This is a genomic window from Halobacteriovorax sp. JY17 (assembly GCF_002753895.1).
In the GTDB taxonomy this organism is placed as follows: Bacteria; Bdellovibrionota; Bacteriovoracia; order Bacteriovoracales; family Bacteriovoracaceae; genus Halobacteriovorax.
In genome coordinates this window covers 408,495-427,522 of record NZ_NJER01000003.1, presented here as the reverse complement: position 1 = coordinate 427,522, position 19,028 = coordinate 408,495, and the positions used below count along the sequence as shown (strand labels likewise).

Here is a 19,028-nt window from a genome sequence, read left to right as displayed (position 1 = left end):
ATACCCATGATTCAAATGCAAACAAAGCTTCTGGTAGCAGATAACTCAGGAGCAAAAGAAGTAAAGTGTGTTAAGGTTTTAGGCGGTTCTAAGAGAATGAGCGCTGGCCTTGGCGATATTATAGTGGTAGCAGTACAGCAAACACTTCCTGGTGGAAAAATCAAGAAGGGTGATGTTAAGAAAGCAGTAATTGTACGTACAGCTTACCCATTAAGAAGAGAAGATGGATCATATATCCAATTTGATAATAATAGTGTGGTGATCTTAAACAACAATAATGAACCAGTAGGTACTCGTATCTTTGGTCCAGTTGCGAGAGAGTTAAGAGGGAAGAACTTTACGAAGATCTGTTCTCTGGCACCGGAAGTTTTATAACTTGCAAGGATATTAGAGATGCAAAAGATAAAAGTTAATGATGAAGTTGTGGTAATTGCAGGAAAAGACAAAGGTAAGACAGGTAAAGTTCAAAGACTTAACTTGAAGAAAAGCACTTTGCTAGTTGAAGGTATCAACTTAGCTAAAAAAGCTTTAAAGCCTTCTCAAGAAAATCCTGCTGGTGGTTTTGCTGATATGGAAAAGCCAATCCACTTAAGTAATGTTGCTGTAGTAAGCCCAAAAACAAAAAAGGCTACTAGAGTAAGATTTGAAGAGAAAGACGGTAAACAGGTAAGAGTAGCAGTTGCATGCGGCTCTGTACTGAAGTAAGTTGAGGCAAACTATGAGCAGATTACGTGAAACTTATAAAAAAGATGTAGTTGGTAAGTTAAAAGAAAAATACCAATACAAAAATATTCACCAAGTTCCAAAACTTGAGAAAATTGTTGTTAATTGTTGTACAAAAGATGCAGTTACAAATGCAAAGGTTGTTGATTCAATCATTAAAGATCTAACTGCAATTGCTGGTCAAAAGCCAGTTGTAGCTACAGCAAAGAAATCAATTGCTTCTTTTAAAGTTAGAGAGGGAATGCCATTGGGTGCTTCTGTTACTTTAAGAGGTGAGAGAATGTATGACTTCTTAGATAGATTAATCACAATTTCACTACCAAGAGTACGTGACTTTAGAGGTGTTTCTAAGAAAGGTTTTGATGGACGTGGTAACTATACATTAGGTCTTAAAGAGCAAATTATGTTTTCTGAGATCACTTATGATCAAATTGATAAAGTTAGAGGTCTTGGTGTATCAATTGTCACTACGGCTCAGAATAATGACGAAGGTCGTGAGTTACTAACTTTATTAGGAATGCCTTTTGCAAAATAATAAATCTAGAGGATGAGATAATGGCTAGAAAAGCGAAAATCGTTAACAACGAAATGAAGAAGAAATTAAGTGCTAAGTATGCTCCTGTAAGAGCAGAACTTAAAAAAATTATTAATAGTACTAACTCGAGTGATGAGCAGGTAGCTGATGCAACAATTAAGCTTCAGAAACTTCCAAGAAACTCTTCTCAGGTTAGAGTTAGAAATAGATGTATATTAACTGGTAGACCAAGAGGTACATACAGAGCATTCGGACTCTCTAGAATTAAATTTAGAGAACTTGCTTTGAGTGGAATGATTCCTGGTGTAACGAAATCAAGCTGGTAATTAAGGAGCTGACTTATGATGACTGATCCTATAGCGGATATGCTGACAAGAATAAGAAATGCAATTAGAGCGGGTCACGACAGAGTTGAGTTTCCTGCTTCAAGAGCAAAAGCTGGTCTTTGTAAAGTGTTAAAAGATGAAGGATATATTCGTTCATTTAAAATAATCGCTAAAAGTAAAAACGATATTAAAATAAAAGTTCTTTTTAAAGAAGACGCAATTATTGGTTTAGAGAGAATTTCTAAGCCAGGGCTAAGAAGATATACAGGTTATGCTGATATTCCTAGAGTAATTAGTGGTCTCGGAACTGCGATAGTTTCAACGTCTAAAGGAATTATTTCTGATAGAGAAGCGAAGAAACTTAAAGTTGGCGGAGAGATTCTCTGCAACGTATGGTAGGAGTTTACAATGTCTAGAATTGGTAAAGTACCTGTAGAAATACCAGAAAAAGTAGAAGTAAAGATTAACGGTGCACACGTTGCTGTTAAAGGTCCTAAGGGGCAACTTGAATATACTTTTACTGATAAAGTAACAATTAAACTTGAAGAGAAAACTGTTCTCGTTGGACCGATTGATGAGTCTAAAGAGTCAAGATCACTTTGGGGAACAACAAGAACATTAGTTAGCAACATGGTTGTAGGTGTTTCAACTGGCTTCACTAGAACTCTTGAGTTCACAGGTGTTGGTTATAAAGCCGCTGTAAGTGGTGGAACAATTACTTTAAACCTTGGATATTCACATCCAATTGACTATGTGTTACCAGAAGGTGTAGAAGCTAAAGTAACTAAAAACGTTATCGACCTAACTGGTTGTGACAAAGAACTAGTTGGTTTTGCAGCTGCAAAGATCAGATCATTTAGACCACCAGAGCCTTATAAAGGTAAGGGTGTTAAATACTCTGACGAAACAATTATTAGAAAAGCAGGTAAGGCTGGATCTAAGTAAGATCTGGCTTTAGCCGTTTATTAACATTTGCCTTGAAATAGCAAAGCTTAGGGTGGAGAAAATATGAGAAAGCAAAATGGCAAGATAAATAATGCCGCACAATCTCGTCGCTATCGTAGAAGATTAGCGATTCGTTCAAAAATTAACGGTTCAGCAGATCGTCCAAGAATTTGTGTATTCCGTTCAAACAAAAATTTAACTGTTCAAGTAATTGATGACAATGCTCAGCAAACACTTTTCTCTGTTCAGACTTATGGGAAAGAGGCCGTTGGTACTGGAAGCAACAAGGAAGCAGCTAAAACTGTTGGTGCTAAAGTAGCAGAAGGGTTAAAAGGTAAGAGTATTACTACGGCTGTCTTTGATAGAAGTGGTTACAAGTACCATGGTGTTATCGCAACTCTTGCTGACAGTGTAAGAGAAAACGGAATTCAGATTTAAGGGGCATCTCATGACTGAAGAAACTAAAGTAGAAGAAACTAAAGTAGAAGCGAAAGCTGAAAATAAAAAAGCTCCAAAGAAGAAGCAAGGTACAAGAAAGCCAAAGGCTGCTGCACCTGTTTCTGAATTTGAAGAAAGAGTAGTGGCAGTAAATCGTGTTGCTAAGGTTGTTAAGGGTGGTAGAAGATTTTCTTTTGCAGCGCTGATGATTGTTGGTGATAAGAAAGGTCGTGTTGGTTATGGTTTAGGGAAAGCGAAAGAAGTTCCTGAAGCAATCAGAAAAGCAACACAAGCTGCTCAGAAAAGTATGATTAGTGTACCTCTTGATAGTGGAACTATTCCACACGAAGTAACAGGTGAGTTTGATGCAGGAAAGATCCTATTCAAGCCAGCTGCAACAGGTACAGGGGTAAAAGCTGCTGGAGCATGTCGTTCAATTATGGAACTTGCTGGAGTATCAGACGTATTAACAAAATCTCTAAGAGGAAATAATCCTCATAATATCGTAAAGGCAACTTTCGATGCACTTAAAAACTTAAGAAGTGTTGATCAAGTGGCTAAGATAAGAGGAAAAGAAGCTCAAGGGCTTAGAATCAAATAGTTGAGGATAAAATCATGGCCGGAAAAACTATAACAGTTAAGTTGAAAAAAAGTACTATTGGTAGCACTGAAAAGCAGAAAGCTAATGTTCGCGGTTTAGGTCTAAGAAAGACTGGAACAGAGAGAACTTTAGAGAATACTCCTGCTGTTCGTGGAATGATCAAAAAAGTTATTCATCTTTTAGATATTAAAGAGAACTAAGACCAAATTGGGGATATTATATGTTAACGTTAAATAATCTAAGCAGCCCAAAGGGCGCACATAGAAATGTTAAAAGACTTGGTCGTGGACAAGGTTCAGGACAAGGTAAGCAAGCTGGTAAAGGGCACAAGGGTCAAAAGGCGAGAGCTGGTGGCGGTGTTAGAACTGGTTTTGAAGGTGGTGCAATGCCTTTATACATGAGACTTCCTAAGAGAGGATTCTCTAATGCACCATTTAGAACTATTTATGCTGAAGTAAACCTTTCAACAATCGAAGCAAAATTTAATGCTGAGGAAGTTTCTCGCGAAGCTCTTGTTGAAAAGGGTGTACTAAAAGGTATAGACAAAAGAAGACCAATTAAAATTCTTGGTAACGGAGAGCTTTCAAAATCGTTAACTTTTGTTAATATTGATAAGTTTTCAAAATCAGCTGAAGAAATGGTTTCAAAAGCTGGTGGAAAAATCGAAACTAAAAAGTAAGGATTTTAATAAATGTCTACTGCTCATGGAAAGCTAGAAGAGCTTAAGAAAAAAGTATTTTTCACGTTTTTATTACTTGCCGTATATAGAATGGCTGCGCAAATACCTGTTCCAGGTGTTAATGCTGCAGCTATTGCTTCATACTTTGCTGAAAGTGGTGGTGGGATCTTCGATCTCATCAATACTTTTAGTGGTGGTGCCTTTAAAAGATTTTCTGTTTTAGCGCTAGGGATTATGCCGTATATCACGACATCGATTATCTTCTCGTTATTAGGAGAAGTAATTCCTCAGATTCAGGAAATGCAGGAAGACTCAGAAGGTAATAAGAAAATTCAGAAGTGGACAAGATATGCAACTGTACTTCTTTGTGCTGTACAGGGGTGGGGTATGGCCGTCATGTTTGAGGGCTTTAAGAGTGCAGGAAATATTCCTGTAATACCTGAGCCAGGACTTCTTTTTAGAATAACAACAGTTATAACTCTTTGTGCAGGAACTATGTTTCTTCTGTGGCTCGGAGAGAGAATTACTGAGTACGGTTTAGAGAATGGTATTTCTCTAATTATCTTTGCAGGTATTGCTGTAGAGTTACCCGCAGAAATGATGCAAAAATTAACTCTTTTTAGAAACGGAGAGTTATCAGGAATTAGTTTATTGATAACTGTTGCTGTAATTCTGGTTGGCTTCTTCATTGTAACGTTTATTGAGAGGTCTCAAAGAAGTGTTCCTGTTCAATACGCTAAAAAAGTAGTTCATAATAAAGTTTACGGTGGAGCTCAAAGTTTACCAATTAGAGTAGATACGGGTGGAGTTATGCCTCCAATCTTAGCATCTTCACTTTTGGCTGCTCCTGCAACAATGGCCAACTTTGTAGGGCAAGGGCATCCTTTAAAGCCTTACTTGGATACAATGATTCAATCGCTTTATCCGGGGCAATTATTATTTAATATATTCTTTGCACTCTTAATTGTTTATATGACGTACTTTTATGCGCCAATTCAATTTAAGACAAAAAAGGTGGCAGAGATGCTACAGAAGAATAACGCTTTTGTTCCTGGTGTAAGACCTGGGGCGAAGACAAAGGAATACTTGGATTTCATTTTAAATAGAATGACATTCTTCGGGGCTCTGTTTCTAGTTGTTATTTGTATATTGCCAACTATTGTCACTGGTGCAAATACTAGATTTGGTGGAACTTCACTTCTTATCTTAGTAAGTGTTTGTGTTCGTGTGATGATGAATGTTCAGGCTTTTATGTTTTCTGATAGATATGAAACAGCTTATAAGTCGCGCGGAAAATATAACGGACAAAATAGAAGGTTTTAATGAAGCCACAGTTGATACTATTGGGAGCCCCTGGTACCGGCAAGGGGACTCAGGCTAAGAAAATCGTTGAAAAACTTGGTTATAACCATGTGTCGACGGGTGATCTTTTAAGAAATGAAATAGCCAAAGATTCTGAGCTTGGTCGAAAAGTTAAAGGGATTATTGATAGAGGTGACCTCGTCAATGATCAAGTGGTTTTAGAGCTCTTGAATGCTAATTGCGACCTTGAAAATTCTGCATATATATTTGATGGTTTTCCACGAAATATTGAGCAAGCAGAACTTTTAGAAAGTAATGTTCTCAAGGGAAGTAAGTCTAAAGCGATTTATTTTAATATGGATCTTGAGGTTCTTGTTGAAAGAATTTCAAATAGAAGAATTGCTCCAAAGAGTGGAGAAATATATAACTTACTCTCTCGTCCACCAAAAATTGATGGAAAGTGTGATATATCTGGTGAGGATTTAATACACCGTAAAGATGATAACGAAGAGACTGTGAGAAATAGACTGGAAGTCTTTAAGAATACTATCGCTCCAATATTAGATTATTATGAATCTAGAGGTGTGTTAGTTACTGTAGACGCATCAAGATCTGCTGATGAAGTGTATGACCTTGTTGAGAATGCTGTAAATAGTTAATATTTAGTATATATTTTATCAATATAAGTTGCATAATGATTCCGCTTTAGATATAAGGCAGGGATTAGTGGAGTTTTCGCTTAATGGCAAATACAGAAGTCCTAGAGATTGAAGGTGAAGTAGTTGAACTACTACCTAATACAAAGTTTAAAGTTAAGCTACCAAATGGACATAGTGTGATTGCTCACATTAGTGGAAAAATGAGAATGCACTTTATTAAAATCCTTCCTGGGGACAAAGTGCTTGTAGAGATAAGTAAATATGATCTTTCGAAAGGAAGAATCACATATAGAAGTAAGGGCCGGTAGGCTACTTACTGTTAAAGAGGATGTTATGAAGGTTAGAGCGTCAGTTAAAGTAATGTGTAAAGACTGTAAAGTTGTAAAAAGAAAAGGTGTATTAAGGGTTGTTTGTAAAGCAAACCCTAAACATAAGCAAAAACAAGGTTAAAAACCTTAGGGGAGTGTAGCTATGGCAAGAATACTTGGTGTTGATATTCCTCGTAATAAGGTGGTTACTGTTGCTTTAAGATCAATCTATGGTGTTGGTCCTAAAGTAGCTCAAGAAGTACTCACTAAAGCGGGAATTGAACTAAACAAAAACTCTAATGACTTAACTGAAGAGGAAGCGAATAATATTCGTCTACTTCTAGAGGGTGAGTACACGGTAGAGGGTGATCTAAGACGTATGATCGGTCTTAACATTAAGAGATTGAAAGATCTTGGTTGTTATAGAGGGATTCGTCACAGAAAGAGTTTACCTGTAAGAGGACAGAGAACTAGTACAAACGCAAGAACTAGAAAAGGTCCTGCGAAAGCTATTGCTGGTAAGAAGTCTATTAAGTCAATGAAGTAATAGGGTTGGAGTAAAAAATGGTTAAGAAGACTGCTGGAAAGAAAAAAGTCAAAAAGAATATTCCACATGGCATCTGTCATATTCAATGTTCTTTTAATAATACAATAGTTACTTTTACTGATCCAAACGGTGGAGCAATTGCATGGGCGTCAGCTGGGCAACTTGGCTTCCGTGGATCAAAAAAATCTACGCCATTCGCGGCTCAGGTTGCTTCAGCTGATGCAGCTAAGAAAGCAATGGAGCACGGGTTAAGTTCTGTAGACGTAAGAGTTAAAGGTCCTGGAGCGGGTAGAGAAAATGCGATTAGAGCTCTAATAGGTGTTGGACTTAGAATTACATCTGTTGCAGATAAGTCACCAATTCCACATAATGGATGTCGTGCACCGAAAAGAAGAAGAGTTTAATCGTAATAATTAAGGAGATTATCCGTGGATAATTTTGTAGCAAAAAATTGGACGAATATGATCAGACCTGTTTCTCTTGAAGCAGATAATGAGAGTATGAAAGCGAACTATGGAAAGTTTGTAGCCAAGCCTCTTGAGAGAGGATATGGACAAACTTTAGGTAACTCTCTTAGAAGAGCGCTACTTTCTTCACTTCAGGGTGCGGGAATTGTGGCAATCAGAGTTGAGGGTGTTGAGCACGAGTTTGGTACAATCAATAACGTGAAAGAAGAAGTTTCTGAAATTATTCTTAACCTTAAAGAAGTATTCTTTAAGCTAAAAGGTAAAGAAGATACTGTACTTACTCTTGAGAAGAGTGGAGAAGGGCCTGTTACTGCTGGAGATATTTCAGAAAGTTCAAGTCTTGAAGTTCTTAATCCAGAGCACGTAATATGTAATATTTCCTCAGGTGGTTCAATAAGAATTGAACTTAAGGTAGCTAGAGGGAAAGGTTATGTTACAGCATTAGAAAATAAAGAAGAGTATGACCTACCTGTAGGTTGGATTTATGTTGATACTCTTTTCTCTCCTGTTCACAGAGTTAACTTTACAGTTACAAACTCACGTGTTGGTAAGAGAACTGACTTTGACAAGCTTACTCTTGAAGTTTGGACAAATGCTGGGATTCAACCGCAAGACGCAGTCGCTTTTTCTGCTAAGATCTTAAGAGATCAGCTAGCAGTATTCTTAAACTTCGAAGATGAAGAAGAAGTTGTAAGACTTGAAAAAGCACCAGCGCAAGCTTCTAGTCCGGCTAATAGTGCTTTATTAAAGCCTGTTTCTGAGTTAGAGCTTTCGGTACGTTCTGCTAACTGTTTACAGAATGCTAACATCAAATATATTTATGAGTTAGTTTCTAAGACAGAAGGTGAAATGTTAAGAACTAAGAATTTTGGTCGTAAATCGTTAAATGAAATTAAAGAAATTCTCAGTAACATGGGACTTGGACTTGGAATGAAGGTTGATTCTATTATGAAAGACCTTCAAGACGGTGAATAAGTTTTTAAGCTGAGGGCTCAGTTGGAGTTGTAGTTATGAGACATCAAAAGCATAAATATAGAATTGGTAATGGTCCAGCACATAGAGTTTCTCTTATGAAAAACCTAGCGATCGAAGTAATTGATCACGGGAAAATTAAGACGACAATTACTAAGTGTAAAGCAATTAGGCCATATGTTGAAAAGCTAATCACTATTGCAAAAGAAGATACTGTTGCTAATAGAAGACTTGCTTTCAAAAAATTAAACAATAAAGCAGCTGTTCAGAAATTATTCACTGATGTAGCGCCTAAGTTTAAAGAAAGAAATGGTGGTTACACTAGAATTATGAAAATGGCAGACGGAAGAGTTGGTGACAACGCTCCTATGGCATACATTGCTCTAGTAGACTAATTATCATTGTAAAAAGTAATTAATTAAAAGCCTTCGGTTTCCACCGAAGGTTTTTTTGTTTCTGGATTATTTATGTCTTTAAGTTCTAAAGTATTAATCATTTCATTAGTTTTAGGTGCAACGCTCGCTTATTCATTATTTGAGAAAAAGCAATTTTCTGAAATGATGAATGTTGCAGAAGATGCTCCAGTTCTAAAAGTCCTTCCAGAGTTTAAATTAACAAATTTCTACACCAAAGAAGAAGTCACAAAAGATACTTTTAAAAACTCAAATGGATTCTTTGTGCATTTCTGGGGAACTTGGTGTGCTCCTTGTGAAGCCGAATTTCCAGAATTCTTAAAATTTGCGGAAAAGTTTGAAAATGATAATATTCAATTTCTGCTCTTGTCAGTGAATGACGATGACGGGAAAATGCGTAAATTCTTAAAGAGATTTGGGGAATTACCTAAGAATGTTATTATTTCTCATGATGAATCGGGGAAGAGTATGAACCTATTTGGAACAGTAAAGGTTCCAGAAACATACCTCTTTGATAAGAATTTTAAAAATTTGAAGAAGTTTATTGGCCCGCAGTCTTGGGGTCTTGAAGCATTTGCTCCAAGGGTTAAAAGACTAATCTTTGGTCAGTAAGACAAATACAAACTATTAAAATTTTAGACAAAATAACGTGAAAACAGTCATTTACATGTATTTCTATGTCAAATAAATCAACAAAAAATTCTAAAGAATAAAAATCTATTGCCGAAAAGTTAGACAGTAAAGCTTCCATTGTGAAGTGAAAGTTCACATTAAAGTGAAATGGAGTAGGAAAATGATTAACTGGCAAGAAATTAGCGACCTTCATGTAATCTCAAAATTAGAAGAGATTTTAAGTAAGTGGTTTGGGGTAGAACAAATTTACTCTGATATGCATTACAAGATTAGAAGTGGTCATATTGATAAAGGTTATGAATTTAAGAATCATTTCTTTAAAGTTCAAATGCAAATGAGTCATGGTTACAACTATATGGGACAAGATGTTGAAAAAGTGACCGATGCTTTAGAGTCAGAAGATGATAAGGCCAGGTCGTTTGATACTTTCTTTAAGCATGTAAAAGGTGTTGGAGCTAAAGTTGAGATTGGTGGAGAGGTTTTAGGAAGTGTCTTTGCTTATCCTTTTGTTTCAAGTTCTATCACTGAAGAAGAAGTTGAAGAAATCAAAAAACATATGATCTCGGAAGGTGCGAATGAGTCTGATGCAAGTGCTGCAGTTGATGGACTTAGAAGATTATTTCCAAGAGAAATTGAGTATCTACAAGAATTAGTAGAACTTGTAGCAGATGAAATTAAGACATTTCATTCAGAGATCTCTAAGAGAGAGACAAGAATTAAAGAACTTAACTCTGAGCTTGGAGATAAGTATAGATATCATATGATGATTGGTAAATCTAAAGGGATGCAGCAGATTTATAGACTGCTAGAAAAAATCTCTTCTTCAGAGTCGTCAGTTTTAATTCAAGGTAGTAATGGAACGGGGAAGGAGCTTGTTGCTAAGGCAATACACTTCTATTCTCCAAGAAAAGAGAAGCAATTTGTTGCTCTAAACTGTTCAGCTTTTAATGATAATCTTTTAGATTCAGAATTATTTGGTCATATGAAAGGTTCATTTACTGGAGCAATTAAAGATAAGGCGGGACTTTTTGAAGTCGCCAATGGTGGAACACTCTTTCTCGATGAGATTGGAGATACATCATTAAGTATGCAGGTAAAGTTACTAAGAGTTCTTCAAGAAGGGACCTACCTTCCAGTGGGGGCACACGCACCTAAGAAGACAGATGTTAGAATTTTAGCGGCAACTAATAAAGATTTAAAAGCAATGATGGCAAGTGGTGAGTTTAGAGAAGATTTATACTATAGAATTAACGTCATTAATGTGAATCTTCCATCGCTTAAAGATAGAGCTGAAGATATTCCGATTCTAATGGATCACTTCCTAAAGAAGAGATGTGATGAGTCTGGAATTGCTATGAAGCAATTCTCTAAGAAGTGTTTAGAGGTTCTACTTGATTATCATTGGCCTGGTAACGTTAGAGAGCTAGAAAATGAGATCGAGAGACTAGTTGTTCTGGCGGGTGAGGATAAGATGATCACTCCAGATCTTCTCAGCCCAAGAATTCTTGAGTCTGGTGATAAGCCAGTAGCAGTATCAAGAGGGATTAATACGAATGGATCTCTCAAAGAAGCGCTAGAAGAGTTAGAAGCGATGATGATTAAAGAAGGTCTTAAGAGATGTAATTATAATAAATCAAAGCTTTCTAAGGAGCTTGGAGTTTCAAGAGCATCGCTGATTATGAAGGTTGATAAGTATGACCTTGATAAGAGAAAGAAGGCCGCGGGCGAGTAAGAAATCGCTGAAAGTTAATAAATAGTAATAAAAAATATATATGTTGAAGAGGCCTCCATTTTTGGAGGCTTTTTCTTTTTTCCTTTCGTAAAACTAAAAAATTAGAAGACTTTGTTGATAAGCGTTAATTGACGCGAGTTGATAGCTCTTTTTGGAGCAAAACGGTATGATGTGGCCTCAATTTTTAGGAGGATTTATGGATACCGTTTTAGAAGAAAAACGTTCTCTATTGCTAGAAAAAAGAACACAATCAGACCTTGGTGGTGGAGCTGCAAGAATCGAAAAGCAACATGCTCAAGGAAAATATACTGCGCGCGAAAGAATCGAGAGATTAATCGACCCAGGAACTTTTATCGAATTCGATAAGTTTGTTACACATCGTTGTAAAGACTTTGGAATGGAGAAGAATGAATACCTTGGTGACGGTGTTGTTACAGGTATTGCTGAAATTAACGGGCAGAAGGTAGCTCTTTATTCGCAGGATTTTACTTGTTGGGGTGGAGCTCTTGGAGAGTATCACGCTAAGAAAATTTGTAAAATAATGGACTTCGCTCTTGCTAATAGAATTCCAATCATTGGAATGAATGATTCTGGTGGAGCAAGAATTCAAGAAGGTGTAGATGCTCTTGGTGGCTACGCTGAAATTTTTTATAGAAATGTAAAATGCTCTGGAGTAATTCCACAGATTTCACTTATCATGGGGCCTTGTGCTGGTGGAGCGGTTTATTCTCCTGCTATTACAGACTTTATTTTCATGGTTGATAAGACTTCTTATATGTTTGTAACCGGTCCTGATGTTATTAAGACAGTAACTCATGAAGAAGTTACAAAAGAAGAATTAGGTGGTGCGGCTACTCATAATGAAACTTCTGGAGTTGCTCAGTTCAATAGCCAAGATGAAGATGAGTGTTTTGAAAGAGTGAGAGAGCTTCTTTCTTATTTACCAGCGGCTTGTTATACGAAGCCTTCTCCGAAGTACACTTCTGATCCAGTGAATAGAGATAATACAAAGCTTAAAGAGTTAGTGCCTGCGAATCCAAAAAAACCATATGATATGAATGAAATTATTCTTGATATCGTTGATGATTCACACTTCTTAGAAGTTCATAAGGGATGGGCAAAGAATATAATTGTAGGCTTTGCTTCAATCGGTGGAATTAAAATTGGTATCGTTGCGAATCAACCACAAATTCTTGCAGGTGTTCTAGATATTGATTCTTCATGTAAGGCCGCAAGGTTTATTCGCTTTTGTGATTCATTTGATATTCCAATCTTAACACTTGTTGATGTTCCAGGATTCTTGCCAGGTACAGTTCAAGAGTATGGTGGGATTATTAAGCATGGATCAAAGTTATTATACGCTTACGCAGATGCGACTGTTCCAATGATTACGTTAATTACACGTAAGGCTTACGGTGGTGCATATGATGTGATGGCTTCAAAACATATTAGATCAGATGTAAATCTAGCTTATCCTACAGCAGAGATTGCAGTCATGGGGGCTGATGGTGCAGTTAATATCGTTTTTAGAAATGAATTAACTGGACTTGAGGGAAAAGCTTTTGATGAGAAAAAAGCTGAGCTTGTTAGAAATTATGAAGACCGCTTTGCGAATCCATATAGAGCAGCAGAGAGAGGTTATGTAGATTCTATTATTCTTCCAGAAGAAACAAGACAGAGAGTTTATGAATACCTTGTTGTTCTTAAGAATAAAGTTGTTGAAAACCCAAAAAGAAAACACGGGAATATTCAATTATGATTAGACAACCAGAAAACCAAAGTAGAAGAATTTTAATTACGAACCGCGGGGAAATCGCCTCTCGAATTGCGAAAGCTTGTAGAGAGCTGGGTCATACGGCAATTGGAATTTGGACAGATAATGAAGTTCATGCAACTCATCTTCAGTTTTGTGATGAGTGGGTACATCTAAAAGGAAATACAAATGCTGAGACTTATTTAAATGTAGAAAACTTAGTAAAAGTAATTAAAGAAAATAATGTTGATGCTGTTCATCCAGGTTATGGATTCTTATCTGAGAATGCAGACTTTGCGAGACGTATGGAGAGTGAGGGAATTACTTTCATTGGTCCAAATGTTGAATGTATCCAAGTGATGGGTGATAAGGCAACTTCAAAACAACTTGCAAATAAGATTGGTATTCCTACAGTGCCTGGAACGGATAAGGCTGTTGAGACTGTCGAGGAAGCTGTTACTGTATCTGCCAAGATTGGTTACCCTGTACTACTAAAGGCCGTTGCTGGAGGTGGTGGTAGAGGAATGAGGGCCTGCGCTAATGAGGAAGAAGTTCGTGCGAACTTTGAAGCCGTTGGAAGAGAGTCTCTTGCTGCCTTTAATAATGGTGATCTCTTAGTTGAAAAACTAATTGTTAATCCAAGGCATATTGAAGTGCAGATCCTTGCTGACAAGAAGGGAAATGTTTATCACTTTTTTGAGAGGGAATGTTCAATCCAAAGACGTCATCAAAAGATAATTGAAGAAGCTCCTTCACCATTTATTGGTGATGATGAAGAGTTGAGGCAAGACGTTTGTAATACAGCTGTTAAGCTCGCAAAGGCCGTGAATTATGATTCAGCAGGAACTGTTGAGTTTATTATGGGAGAAGATAAGAGCTTTTATTTCTTAGAAATGAATACTCGTATCCAAGTAGAGCATCCAATTACTGAAGAGATTACAGGAATTGATTTAATTGTTTGTATGATTCAATCTGCACTTGGAGATGATCTGGGATTTCCTGGTCAAGATTTTATTAAAAGATCAGGACACGCAATAGAATGTCGTATTTGCGCGGAAGACCCAATTACAATGTTACCAGCTCCGGGACTTGTTACTGGTTTTGAAACAAACTTTCCTCAGGGGATTCGTTTTGATCACTGTCTTTATAAAGGATTGAATGTAACTCCTGACTTCGACCCAATGGTCGGTAAGTTAGTTTCCAAGGGAATTATCCGCGATGTTGCGGTTAGAAAAATGAAAGCAGCGCTTAATGGATTATTTATCGAAGGACTTAAGACGAATAAGCCATTGCTTAAAGTTATAATGGATAATAAGAACTTTATTGATGGGAAGTATTCGACTGACTTTATTAAAGTTGAAAATCCAAACGAAAAAGTATCGACGGATTTGAACCATATGAGATTCTATAAAATGCTTGCAGCTGTGGAAGCTAGAAGGATGGGGATGTAATCATGAGAACATATCTTATAGATGAAGATAAGAATGAAGTAATTGTGGATTTAACAAGAACAAAAGTTCACTCTAGTGAACTTGTTGAATTTGATTTTTCCACAATTGAAGATAATGAATTAAAAGATAAGAAGACAATCTTTGTAAGGCAACTTTGTGGACAGTACTTTGTTTCTGAAGACAATAAGAGGTGGTCAAAAGTTTCTAGACAGGATCTTCCATCTAGAATGTTGAATATTGATAGAGTCTTTAATGTTTACAGGGGTTACAAACCTTCGGGGCTGAGTGGCGGTAACGAGGGAGAGCTTCTTACACAAATGCCTGGGAAAATTGTAAAAATTATGACTTCTGTTGGAGAAACAGTTGAAGCAGGACAAACTCTCATTATTTTAGAGGCCATGAAAATGGAAAATGAAATTAAATGTGGAGTGAATGGTGTCGTAAAAGAAATTCACGTTTCAGAAGGAGATGCATTAGATCAAGGTGTTCTAATGATCGAAATTGAAGCAACTTAAGGAGAGGCAATGTCCTTTAATAATGGAAATAACCCTAATGACTTCATGAACGATATTGATCGAATGAAGAATGAATTTAAAAATGGAGCTAAGTTTCTTGGGCCATTAATTGTGGTCATCTTGATTGCAATTGGAGGTTTTACATCTTTCTATACAGTAGAGCCGGATGAAGAGGCTGTGGTAATTAGATTCGGAAAGTATTTAACGACAAATTCGCCAGGACTTCACTTTAAAGTTCCAATGGGTGTTGATCAAGTTATTAAAGTTAAGACAAAGAGAGTTCTTCAAGCAGAGTTTGGTTTTAGAACAAAAGATACAAACACAAGAAGAACAACTTATTCTTCAAATAGTTTTAAGTACGAATCTTTAATGCTTACGGGTGACTTAAATGTTGCAGATGTAGAATGGGCCGTTCAGTTTCAAATTGCAGACCCATTTAAGTATCTCTTTCAAACGTCTTCTCCTGAAACAAATATTAGAGATGTCTCTGAATCAATTATGAGAAGAGTTGTTGGGGATAGGTCTGTTACTGATATCTTAACAACTGGTAAGATGGAAATTGAAACGAGAGCACTTGTACTCATGCAAGAAGTTTTAAATAAGTATGATATGGGTGTTCGAATTGTTACGGTTAAGCTTCAAGATGTGAATCCTCCTGAAGTGGTGAAGCCTTCTTTTAATGAAGTCAATGAGGCCAAACAAGAGCAGGAGAAATCTATTAATCAGGCAGAGGGTGAATATAATAAGATCATTCCTGAAGCCAGAGGGAAGGCCCAGAAGCTGGTTAGTGAAGCTGAAGGTTATGCCAGTGCACAGGTTAATAGATCTATGGGAGACGCTGAGAAATTTGAAGCAATCTTTAAAGAGTATAAGAGAGCGCCACAGGTTACGAGAAAGAGAATTTACCTTGAAACGATGTCTACAATTTTTAAGAAATTTGAAAACATAACTGTTGTCGATCCTGAAATTAAAGGACTTCTTCCTGTTTTTAATAAATCTTTGGGAGGGAGTAAGTAATGAATAATAAAATATTAGTACCACTTGTTATTGTTGTTTTTGGAATATTTGTAGTTGGTAAGTCTTCTCTCTTTATTTTAAATGAAGGAAGACAGGCGATTATTACGGAATTTGGTAAACCGGTTGGGAAACCAAAGACGAAAGCTGGCCTTCATTGGAAAAAACCTTTTGTTCAAGAAGTTCGATATGTTGATAAGAGAATTCTTTCTTGGGATGGAATGCCTAATCAAATACCTACTAAGGATAAGAAGTTTATTAAAGTTGATACGACTGCTCGTTATAGAATTACTGATGCTCTTAAGTTTATTCAAACTGTAAGAAATACATCTGGAGCGAAAGCGAGGTTGGATACAATACTTGATTCAGCAACTAGAAATATTATCTCTTCTCATAATTTAGTAGAAGCGGTTAGAAACACAAATTCGATTACAGATAGAATTAAAAAAGAAAAAGAAGAAATTGCTGAAAAAGTAAAGAATGGTGAAAACTACGTTGAAGAAGGTGTTACTGGAGAAATCGAAAAAATTTCAACAGGGCGTGAACAACTTAGCCAACTCATTGTTGAAAAGGCCGATGAAGAACTTAAGGCCTTTGGTATTGAGCTAATTGATGTACAGCTTAGAAGAATTTCTTATGAACAATCTGTAGAGAAGAAGGTTTATGAGAGAATGATTTCTGAAAGACAGAGAATTGCACAGAAAATTAGATCGATTGGATCTGGTGAAAAAGCAAAGATTGAAGGTCGACTGCAGAGAGATCTTAGAAGAATTCAATCTGAAGCTTATAGAAAAGCACAGAAGATTCGCGGGGAAGGAGAGGCGAAGGCGTCAGCGATTTATGCGAAGGCTTTCAATAAAGGCCCTAAGTTCTATGAGTTTATTAAATCTATGGAAGTTTACCAATCATCTCTGAAAGAAAAGACTAACTTTATCATTTCTTCTGATTCGGAATTTTTAAAGCATCTTAAAGGTAGATAATGATTGAATATGTAGTAGCTCAAAGTCCAGACGATAGAGTTTTAGCTAAAGCGAGCCAGATCTTAAAAGAGGGGGGGCTCGTTTGTTATCCTACCGATACGAATTGGTTAATTGTTTGTGATCCTTTTAATAAGAAGGGACTTGAGAAACTTTATAGAATAAAGAATGAAGGTCCATTAAAGCACTATAGTTTAATTTGCGATACTATTTCGAGAGCTGTAGAGGTTGCTTATATTCATGATAGTGCCTTTAAGATGATCAGAAAGAAGATCCCTGGGCACTATACATTTATTTTTGAAGCAAAGAAAAAAATTACAAGGGCCGTTCAGGCAAATAAGTCTGATAAAGAGGTCGGAGTGAGATTCTGTCCTGATCTCCTTTCTCAGAACTTAATAAAGGCTCATGGTGATGTACTTCTCTCGACGCATATTACCTCTGAACTTCTTGGCTTAAGTGAGAATGAGGAGTTTTATAGTTATCAAATTGAGGAAACTTTTCGTGGTCCTCTCGATATGATAATTGACCCTGGAGAGTATGAGTTTGTTGGTGCTTCAACAATTGTTAATTTAAGTGTTGAGGGTGAAGTAGAGGTTGTTCGTATGGGATCGGGGCCTTGGGAATGAGTAAGCGTCCTTTAAATAAGAAGCGCATTATTATTAAGCTCTCGCTCCTTATTATTGTTATTTACTTTTGGTACCATCTTTATCAATCAATGGTGACAGCTGGAAATTAATAGTAGTTGTCTCCTGCCCAATTGCAAAGAGCAGTCAGTATTGGATTAATACTATTTCCTTTCTTTGATAGCATGTAGAAAACAATTTTACTCTCATCTTGAGATTCTTCTTTTAGAACGATGCCGTCTCTTTCAAGCTCTTTTAATTGCTGGCTTAAAACCTTGTTGGAAATTCCTGGAATTGCTTTTATAAGATCGTTAAATCGAAGTTTCTTATGGAAGTAGACCTGTCCTAAGATCTTAATTTTCCACTTTCCTCCAAGTACATCAAGAGCTGTGTATATATTACGAGTGCTTATATCTAATTGTTCTTTTGTTAGAGGCATTTTTGTAAGTAACCTTTTGGTAATCTAGTTTTTTATTTAAATCGTTTATAATAAGCCTACTACATCAGGAGAGCTTGTGAAAAAAATAATATTTCTTTTCTTACTAATAAATAACTTATCTGCAAAAAATTTTACTCTTCCAATGAGCGGAGAAGTTTTTGTAAGCGTTTCTAGAATTGATACCGGTTTTAATGAGAGCCCAGAAGCATTGGTCTATGAAAAAGGAAAGTGGTCCAAGTCCCATCGCTCAACTCATAACGCTTTTGTGATTCGGCATCCATCTGGAGAATATCTAATTGATACTGGATTAGGTTCAGAGATTGAGAAGCAATTCTCTAAGATGCCTTTTTGGGCTAAAATATTCTTTAGTTATGAGCAAACCTTAAATATAAAAAAGACCTATCGTGAGCAACCAAAGGGAGTTATTCTCACTCATATGCACTGGGATCATACGAGCGCCCTAGAAGAGTTTCTTGATAGTAAAGTGATAGTGGACAAGAATGAACATGAAGGAGCATTTTCAAAAAATAGGGCTAAGCATGCGTTCTTAAGTGAGCAGTACGATGATCCAAAGCTTAAGTGGAGTTTTGTAGATTGGAGTGATCAAGAGTTTGGGCCATTTGCTAAATTTAAGGATCTCTTTGGTGATGGGTCGGTAATTCTTCTTCCTTTATATGGTCATAGTAAGGGATCTATCGGTATTTTAGTAAGAGTCTCTAGAGAGAAGCGCTTGTTCTTTGTGGGAGATAGTGTTTGGCATGCAGATCAAGTCTACTCTAAGAAGCATAAGATGGCGCTTTCAAGTTGTTTAACAGATGATGATAAGGAGATGACCTTTAAAACGATAGAGCTTCTAAACTCAGTGTGGAAGAACAATAAAGACATAAGAATCCTTCCTGCACACCACTTTGAGGCAATTAAATTTATTCCCAGCTATCCTCAGTTTCTTTAGGGTAAGGAGGCTGATTAAAGTTTT

28 protein-coding genes are annotated in these 19,028 nt (G+C 36.6%); 27 read left to right on the top strand and 1 reads right to left on the bottom strand.

All coding sequences use genetic code 11. The features are described from left to right. The first annotated feature begins 6 nt into the window (after nucleotides 1-6). From rplN to CES88_RS14350, 26 genes are all read left to right on the top strand, one after another. Nucleotides 7-375 (top strand): 50S ribosomal protein L14, encoded by a 369-nt coding sequence (rplN, locus tag CES88_RS14475; protein ID WP_290735906.1) that lies wholly within the window; start codon nucleotides 7-9, stop codon nucleotides 373-375. 18 nt (nucleotides 376-393) lie between these two features. Further along, a complete protein-coding gene (rplX, locus tag CES88_RS14470) occupies nucleotides 394-705 on the top strand; it encodes a 50S ribosomal protein L24 (protein ID WP_290735902.1) in 312 nt (103 codons plus the stop codon). 13 nt (nucleotides 706-718) lie between these two features. Then, nucleotides 719-1,258 (top strand): 50S ribosomal protein L5, encoded by a 540-nt coding sequence (gene rplE, locus CES88_RS14465; protein WP_290735899.1) that lies wholly within the window; start codon nucleotides 719-721, stop codon nucleotides 1,256-1,258. Between the two features lie 20 nt (nucleotides 1,259-1,278). Then, nucleotides 1,279-1,584: a 30S ribosomal protein S14 gene (gene rpsN, locus CES88_RS14460; protein ID WP_290735896.1), complete on the top strand. Its 306-nt coding sequence runs from the start codon at nucleotides 1,279-1,281 to the stop codon at nucleotides 1,582-1,584. Nucleotides 1,585-1,602: 18 nt separating this feature from the next. Next, complete coding sequence (gene rpsH, locus CES88_RS14455) at nucleotides 1,603-1,983, top strand: 30S ribosomal protein S8 (protein WP_365993280.1); 381 nt, start codon at nucleotides 1,603-1,605, stop codon at nucleotides 1,981-1,983. Between the two features lie 9 nt (nucleotides 1,984-1,992). Continuing rightward, entirely contained in the window at nucleotides 1,993-2,529 is a 537-nt protein-coding gene (gene rplF / locus CES88_RS14450) for a 50S ribosomal protein L6 (RefSeq protein ID WP_290735890.1), read from the top strand. A 63-nt stretch (nucleotides 2,530-2,592) separates the two neighbouring features. Continuing rightward, nucleotides 2,593-2,967 (top strand): 50S ribosomal protein L18, encoded by a 375-nt coding sequence (gene rplR, locus CES88_RS14445; RefSeq protein ID WP_290735888.1) that lies wholly within the window; start codon nucleotides 2,593-2,595, stop codon nucleotides 2,965-2,967. A 10-nt stretch (nucleotides 2,968-2,977) separates the two neighbouring features. After that, nucleotides 2,978-3,568, top strand: coding sequence for a 30S ribosomal protein S5 (gene rpsE, locus CES88_RS14440; protein ID WP_290735885.1), 591 nt, complete (start codon nucleotides 2,978-2,980; stop codon nucleotides 3,566-3,568). A gap of 14 nt (nucleotides 3,569-3,582) precedes the next feature. Next, nucleotides 3,583-3,768 carry a 50S ribosomal protein L30 gene (gene rpmD, locus CES88_RS14435; protein WP_290735883.1) on the top strand — a complete coding sequence of 62 codons (186 nt, stop codon included), beginning with the start codon at nucleotides 3,583-3,585 and terminating at the stop codon, nucleotides 3,766-3,768. A gap of 20 nt (nucleotides 3,769-3,788) precedes the next feature. Beyond that, nucleotides 3,789-4,247 (top strand): 50S ribosomal protein L15, encoded by a 459-nt coding sequence (gene rplO / locus CES88_RS14430; protein ID WP_290735880.1) that lies wholly within the window; start codon nucleotides 3,789-3,791, stop codon nucleotides 4,245-4,247. A gap of 12 nt (nucleotides 4,248-4,259) precedes the next feature. Continuing rightward, nucleotides 4,260-5,570: a preprotein translocase subunit SecY gene (secY, locus tag CES88_RS14425; RefSeq protein WP_290735879.1), complete on the top strand. Its 1,311-nt coding sequence runs from the start codon at nucleotides 4,260-4,262 to the stop codon at nucleotides 5,568-5,570. Further along, nucleotides 5,570-6,208, top strand: coding sequence for an adenylate kinase (locus tag CES88_RS14420; RefSeq protein ID WP_290735876.1), 639 nt, complete (start codon nucleotides 5,570-5,572; stop codon nucleotides 6,206-6,208). Before secY ends, CES88_RS14420 begins: the two co-directional genes overlap by 1 nt. A gap of 83 nt (nucleotides 6,209-6,291) precedes the next feature. Then, on the top strand, nucleotides 6,292-6,516 hold the full coding sequence (infA, locus tag CES88_RS14415; protein WP_014245796.1) for a translation initiation factor IF-1: 225 nt from the start codon (nucleotides 6,292-6,294) through the stop codon (nucleotides 6,514-6,516). 25 nt (nucleotides 6,517-6,541) lie between these two features. After that, nucleotides 6,542-6,658, top strand: a complete 117-nt coding sequence (gene rpmJ / locus CES88_RS14410) for a 50S ribosomal protein L36 (RefSeq protein ID WP_290735872.1) — start codon at nucleotides 6,542-6,544, stop codon at nucleotides 6,656-6,658. 21 nt (nucleotides 6,659-6,679) lie between these two features. Further along, entirely contained in the window at nucleotides 6,680-7,063 is a 384-nt protein-coding gene (gene rpsM / locus CES88_RS14405; protein WP_290735870.1) for a 30S ribosomal protein S13, read from the top strand. Between the two features lie 17 nt (nucleotides 7,064-7,080). Next, the gene (gene rpsK, locus CES88_RS14400; protein ID WP_014245793.1) at nucleotides 7,081-7,467 is read left to right on the top strand and encodes a 30S ribosomal protein S11; all 387 of its coding nucleotides are present in this window, start codon (nucleotides 7,081-7,083) and stop codon (nucleotides 7,465-7,467) included. 24 nt (nucleotides 7,468-7,491) lie between these two features. Continuing rightward, complete coding sequence (locus CES88_RS14395; protein WP_290735855.1) at nucleotides 7,492-8,505, top strand: DNA-directed RNA polymerase subunit alpha; 1,014 nt, start codon at nucleotides 7,492-7,494, stop codon at nucleotides 8,503-8,505. A gap of 35 nt (nucleotides 8,506-8,540) precedes the next feature. Beyond that, entirely contained in the window at nucleotides 8,541-8,897 is a 357-nt protein-coding gene (rplQ, locus tag CES88_RS14390; RefSeq protein ID WP_290735853.1) for a 50S ribosomal protein L17, read from the top strand. Between the two features lie 72 nt (nucleotides 8,898-8,969). After that, nucleotides 8,970-9,527, top strand: coding sequence for a TlpA disulfide reductase family protein (locus CES88_RS14385; RefSeq protein ID WP_290735851.1), 558 nt, complete (start codon nucleotides 8,970-8,972; stop codon nucleotides 9,525-9,527). Nucleotides 9,528-9,708: 181 nt separating this feature from the next. Then, nucleotides 9,709-11,280, top strand: a complete 1,572-nt coding sequence (locus tag CES88_RS14380) for a sigma-54 dependent transcriptional regulator (protein WP_290735849.1) — start codon at nucleotides 9,709-9,711, stop codon at nucleotides 11,278-11,280. A gap of 196 nt (nucleotides 11,281-11,476) precedes the next feature. After that, complete coding sequence (locus CES88_RS14375; RefSeq protein ID WP_290735846.1) at nucleotides 11,477-13,039, top strand: acyl-CoA carboxylase subunit beta; 1,563 nt, start codon at nucleotides 11,477-11,479, stop codon at nucleotides 13,037-13,039. Beyond that, a complete protein-coding gene (locus CES88_RS14370) occupies nucleotides 13,036-14,484 on the top strand; it encodes a biotin carboxylase N-terminal domain-containing protein (protein ID WP_290735843.1) in 1,449 nt (482 codons plus the stop codon). Before CES88_RS14375 ends, CES88_RS14370 begins: the two co-directional genes overlap by 4 nt. A 2-nt stretch (nucleotides 14,485-14,486) precedes the next feature. Next, entirely contained in the window at nucleotides 14,487-14,999 is a 513-nt protein-coding gene (locus tag CES88_RS14365) for a biotin/lipoyl-containing protein (protein WP_290735840.1), read from the top strand. Nucleotides 15,000-15,008: 9 nt separating this feature from the next. Further along, complete coding sequence (gene hflK, locus CES88_RS14360; protein ID WP_290735837.1) at nucleotides 15,009-16,016, top strand: FtsH protease activity modulator HflK; 1,008 nt, start codon at nucleotides 15,009-15,011, stop codon at nucleotides 16,014-16,016. Next, nucleotides 16,016-16,993, top strand: coding sequence for a protease modulator HflC (gene hflC / locus CES88_RS14355; protein WP_290735834.1), 978 nt, complete (start codon nucleotides 16,016-16,018; stop codon nucleotides 16,991-16,993). The genes hflK and hflC overlap by 1 nt, the downstream gene beginning before the upstream one ends. Next, nucleotides 16,993-17,616 (top strand): L-threonylcarbamoyladenylate synthase, encoded by a 624-nt coding sequence (locus CES88_RS14350; RefSeq protein WP_290735831.1) that lies wholly within the window; start codon nucleotides 16,993-16,995, stop codon nucleotides 17,614-17,616. Before hflC ends, CES88_RS14350 begins: the two co-directional genes overlap by 1 nt. Nucleotides 17,617-17,722: 106 nt before the next feature. Here the strand turns inward: CES88_RS14350 and CES88_RS14345 are convergent, their stop codons facing one another. Next, the gene (locus CES88_RS14345; protein WP_290735829.1) at nucleotides 17,723-18,052 is read right to left on the bottom strand and encodes a helix-turn-helix domain-containing protein; all 330 of its coding nucleotides are present in this window, start codon (nucleotides 18,050-18,052) and stop codon (nucleotides 17,723-17,725) included. A 76-nt stretch (nucleotides 18,053-18,128) separates the two neighbouring features. Between CES88_RS14345 and CES88_RS14340 the strand changes: the two genes are divergently transcribed. After that, nucleotides 18,129-19,004 (top strand): MBL fold metallo-hydrolase, encoded by an 876-nt coding sequence (locus CES88_RS14340; protein WP_290735827.1) that lies wholly within the window; start codon nucleotides 18,129-18,131, stop codon nucleotides 19,002-19,004. Nucleotides 19,005-19,028: the final 24 nt, after the last annotated feature.

Bases quoted from the DNA above. Each gene is read 5' to 3' on its own strand.
- CES88_RS14345 (WP_290735829.1), bottom strand. From the start codon at position 18,052: ATGCCTCTAACAAAAGAACAATTAGATATAAGCACTCGTAATATATAC.
- rpsN (WP_290735896.1), top strand. From the start codon at position 1,279: ATGGCTAGAAAAGCGAAAATCGTTAACAACGAAATGAAGAAGAAATTA.
- secY (WP_290735879.1), top strand. From the start codon at position 4,260: ATGTCTACTGCTCATGGAAAGCTAGAAGAGCTTAAGAAAAAAGTATTT.
- rpmD (WP_290735883.1), top strand. From the start codon at position 3,583: ATGGCCGGAAAAACTATAACAGTTAAGTTGAAAAAAAGTACTATTGGT.
- rplN (WP_290735906.1), top strand. From the start codon at position 7: ATGATTCAAATGCAAACAAAGCTTCTGGTAGCAGATAACTCAGGAGCA.
- hflC (WP_290735834.1), top strand. From the start codon at position 16,016: ATGAATAATAAAATATTAGTACCACTTGTTATTGTTGTTTTTGGAATA.
- hflK (WP_290735837.1), top strand. From the start codon at position 15,009: ATGTCCTTTAATAATGGAAATAACCCTAATGACTTCATGAACGATATT.
- rpsM (WP_290735870.1), top strand. From the start codon at position 6,680: ATGGCAAGAATACTTGGTGTTGATATTCCTCGTAATAAGGTGGTTACT.
- CES88_RS14375 (WP_290735846.1), top strand. From the start codon at position 11,477: ATGGATACCGTTTTAGAAGAAAAACGTTCTCTATTGCTAGAAAAAAGA.
- CES88_RS14380 (WP_290735849.1), top strand. From the start codon at position 9,709: ATGATTAACTGGCAAGAAATTAGCGACCTTCATGTAATCTCAAAATTA.
- rplF (WP_290735890.1), top strand. From the start codon at position 1,993: ATGTCTAGAATTGGTAAAGTACCTGTAGAAATACCAGAAAAAGTAGAA.
- rplE (WP_290735899.1), top strand. From the start codon at position 719: ATGAGCAGATTACGTGAAACTTATAAAAAAGATGTAGTTGGTAAGTTA.
- rpsH (WP_365993280.1), top strand. From the start codon at position 1,603: ATGACTGATCCTATAGCGGATATGCTGACAAGAATAAGAAATGCAATT.
- rplQ (WP_290735853.1), top strand. From the start codon at position 8,541: ATGAGACATCAAAAGCATAAATATAGAATTGGTAATGGTCCAGCACAT.
- CES88_RS14370 (WP_290735843.1), top strand. From the start codon at position 13,036: ATGATTAGACAACCAGAAAACCAAAGTAGAAGAATTTTAATTACGAAC.
- rpsK (WP_014245793.1), top strand. From the start codon at position 7,081: ATGGTTAAGAAGACTGCTGGAAAGAAAAAAGTCAAAAAGAATATTCCA.
- rplR (WP_290735888.1), top strand. From the start codon at position 2,593: ATGAGAAAGCAAAATGGCAAGATAAATAATGCCGCACAATCTCGTCGC.
- rplX (WP_290735902.1), top strand. From the start codon at position 394: ATGCAAAAGATAAAAGTTAATGATGAAGTTGTGGTAATTGCAGGAAAA.
- CES88_RS14365 (WP_290735840.1), top strand. From the start codon at position 14,487: ATGAGAACATATCTTATAGATGAAGATAAGAATGAAGTAATTGTGGAT.
- CES88_RS14420 (WP_290735876.1), top strand. From the start codon at position 5,570: ATGAAGCCACAGTTGATACTATTGGGAGCCCCTGGTACCGGCAAGGGG.
- rpsE (WP_290735885.1), top strand. From the start codon at position 2,978: ATGACTGAAGAAACTAAAGTAGAAGAAACTAAAGTAGAAGCGAAAGCT.
- rplO (WP_290735880.1), top strand. From the start codon at position 3,789: ATGTTAACGTTAAATAATCTAAGCAGCCCAAAGGGCGCACATAGAAAT.
- CES88_RS14385 (WP_290735851.1), top strand. From the start codon at position 8,970: ATGTCTTTAAGTTCTAAAGTATTAATCATTTCATTAGTTTTAGGTGCA.
- CES88_RS14350 (WP_290735831.1), top strand. From the start codon at position 16,993: ATGATTGAATATGTAGTAGCTCAAAGTCCAGACGATAGAGTTTTAGCT.
- rpmJ (WP_290735872.1), top strand. From the start codon at position 6,542: ATGAAGGTTAGAGCGTCAGTTAAAGTAATGTGTAAAGACTGTAAAGTT.
- infA (WP_014245796.1), top strand. From the start codon at position 6,292: ATGGCAAATACAGAAGTCCTAGAGATTGAAGGTGAAGTAGTTGAACTA.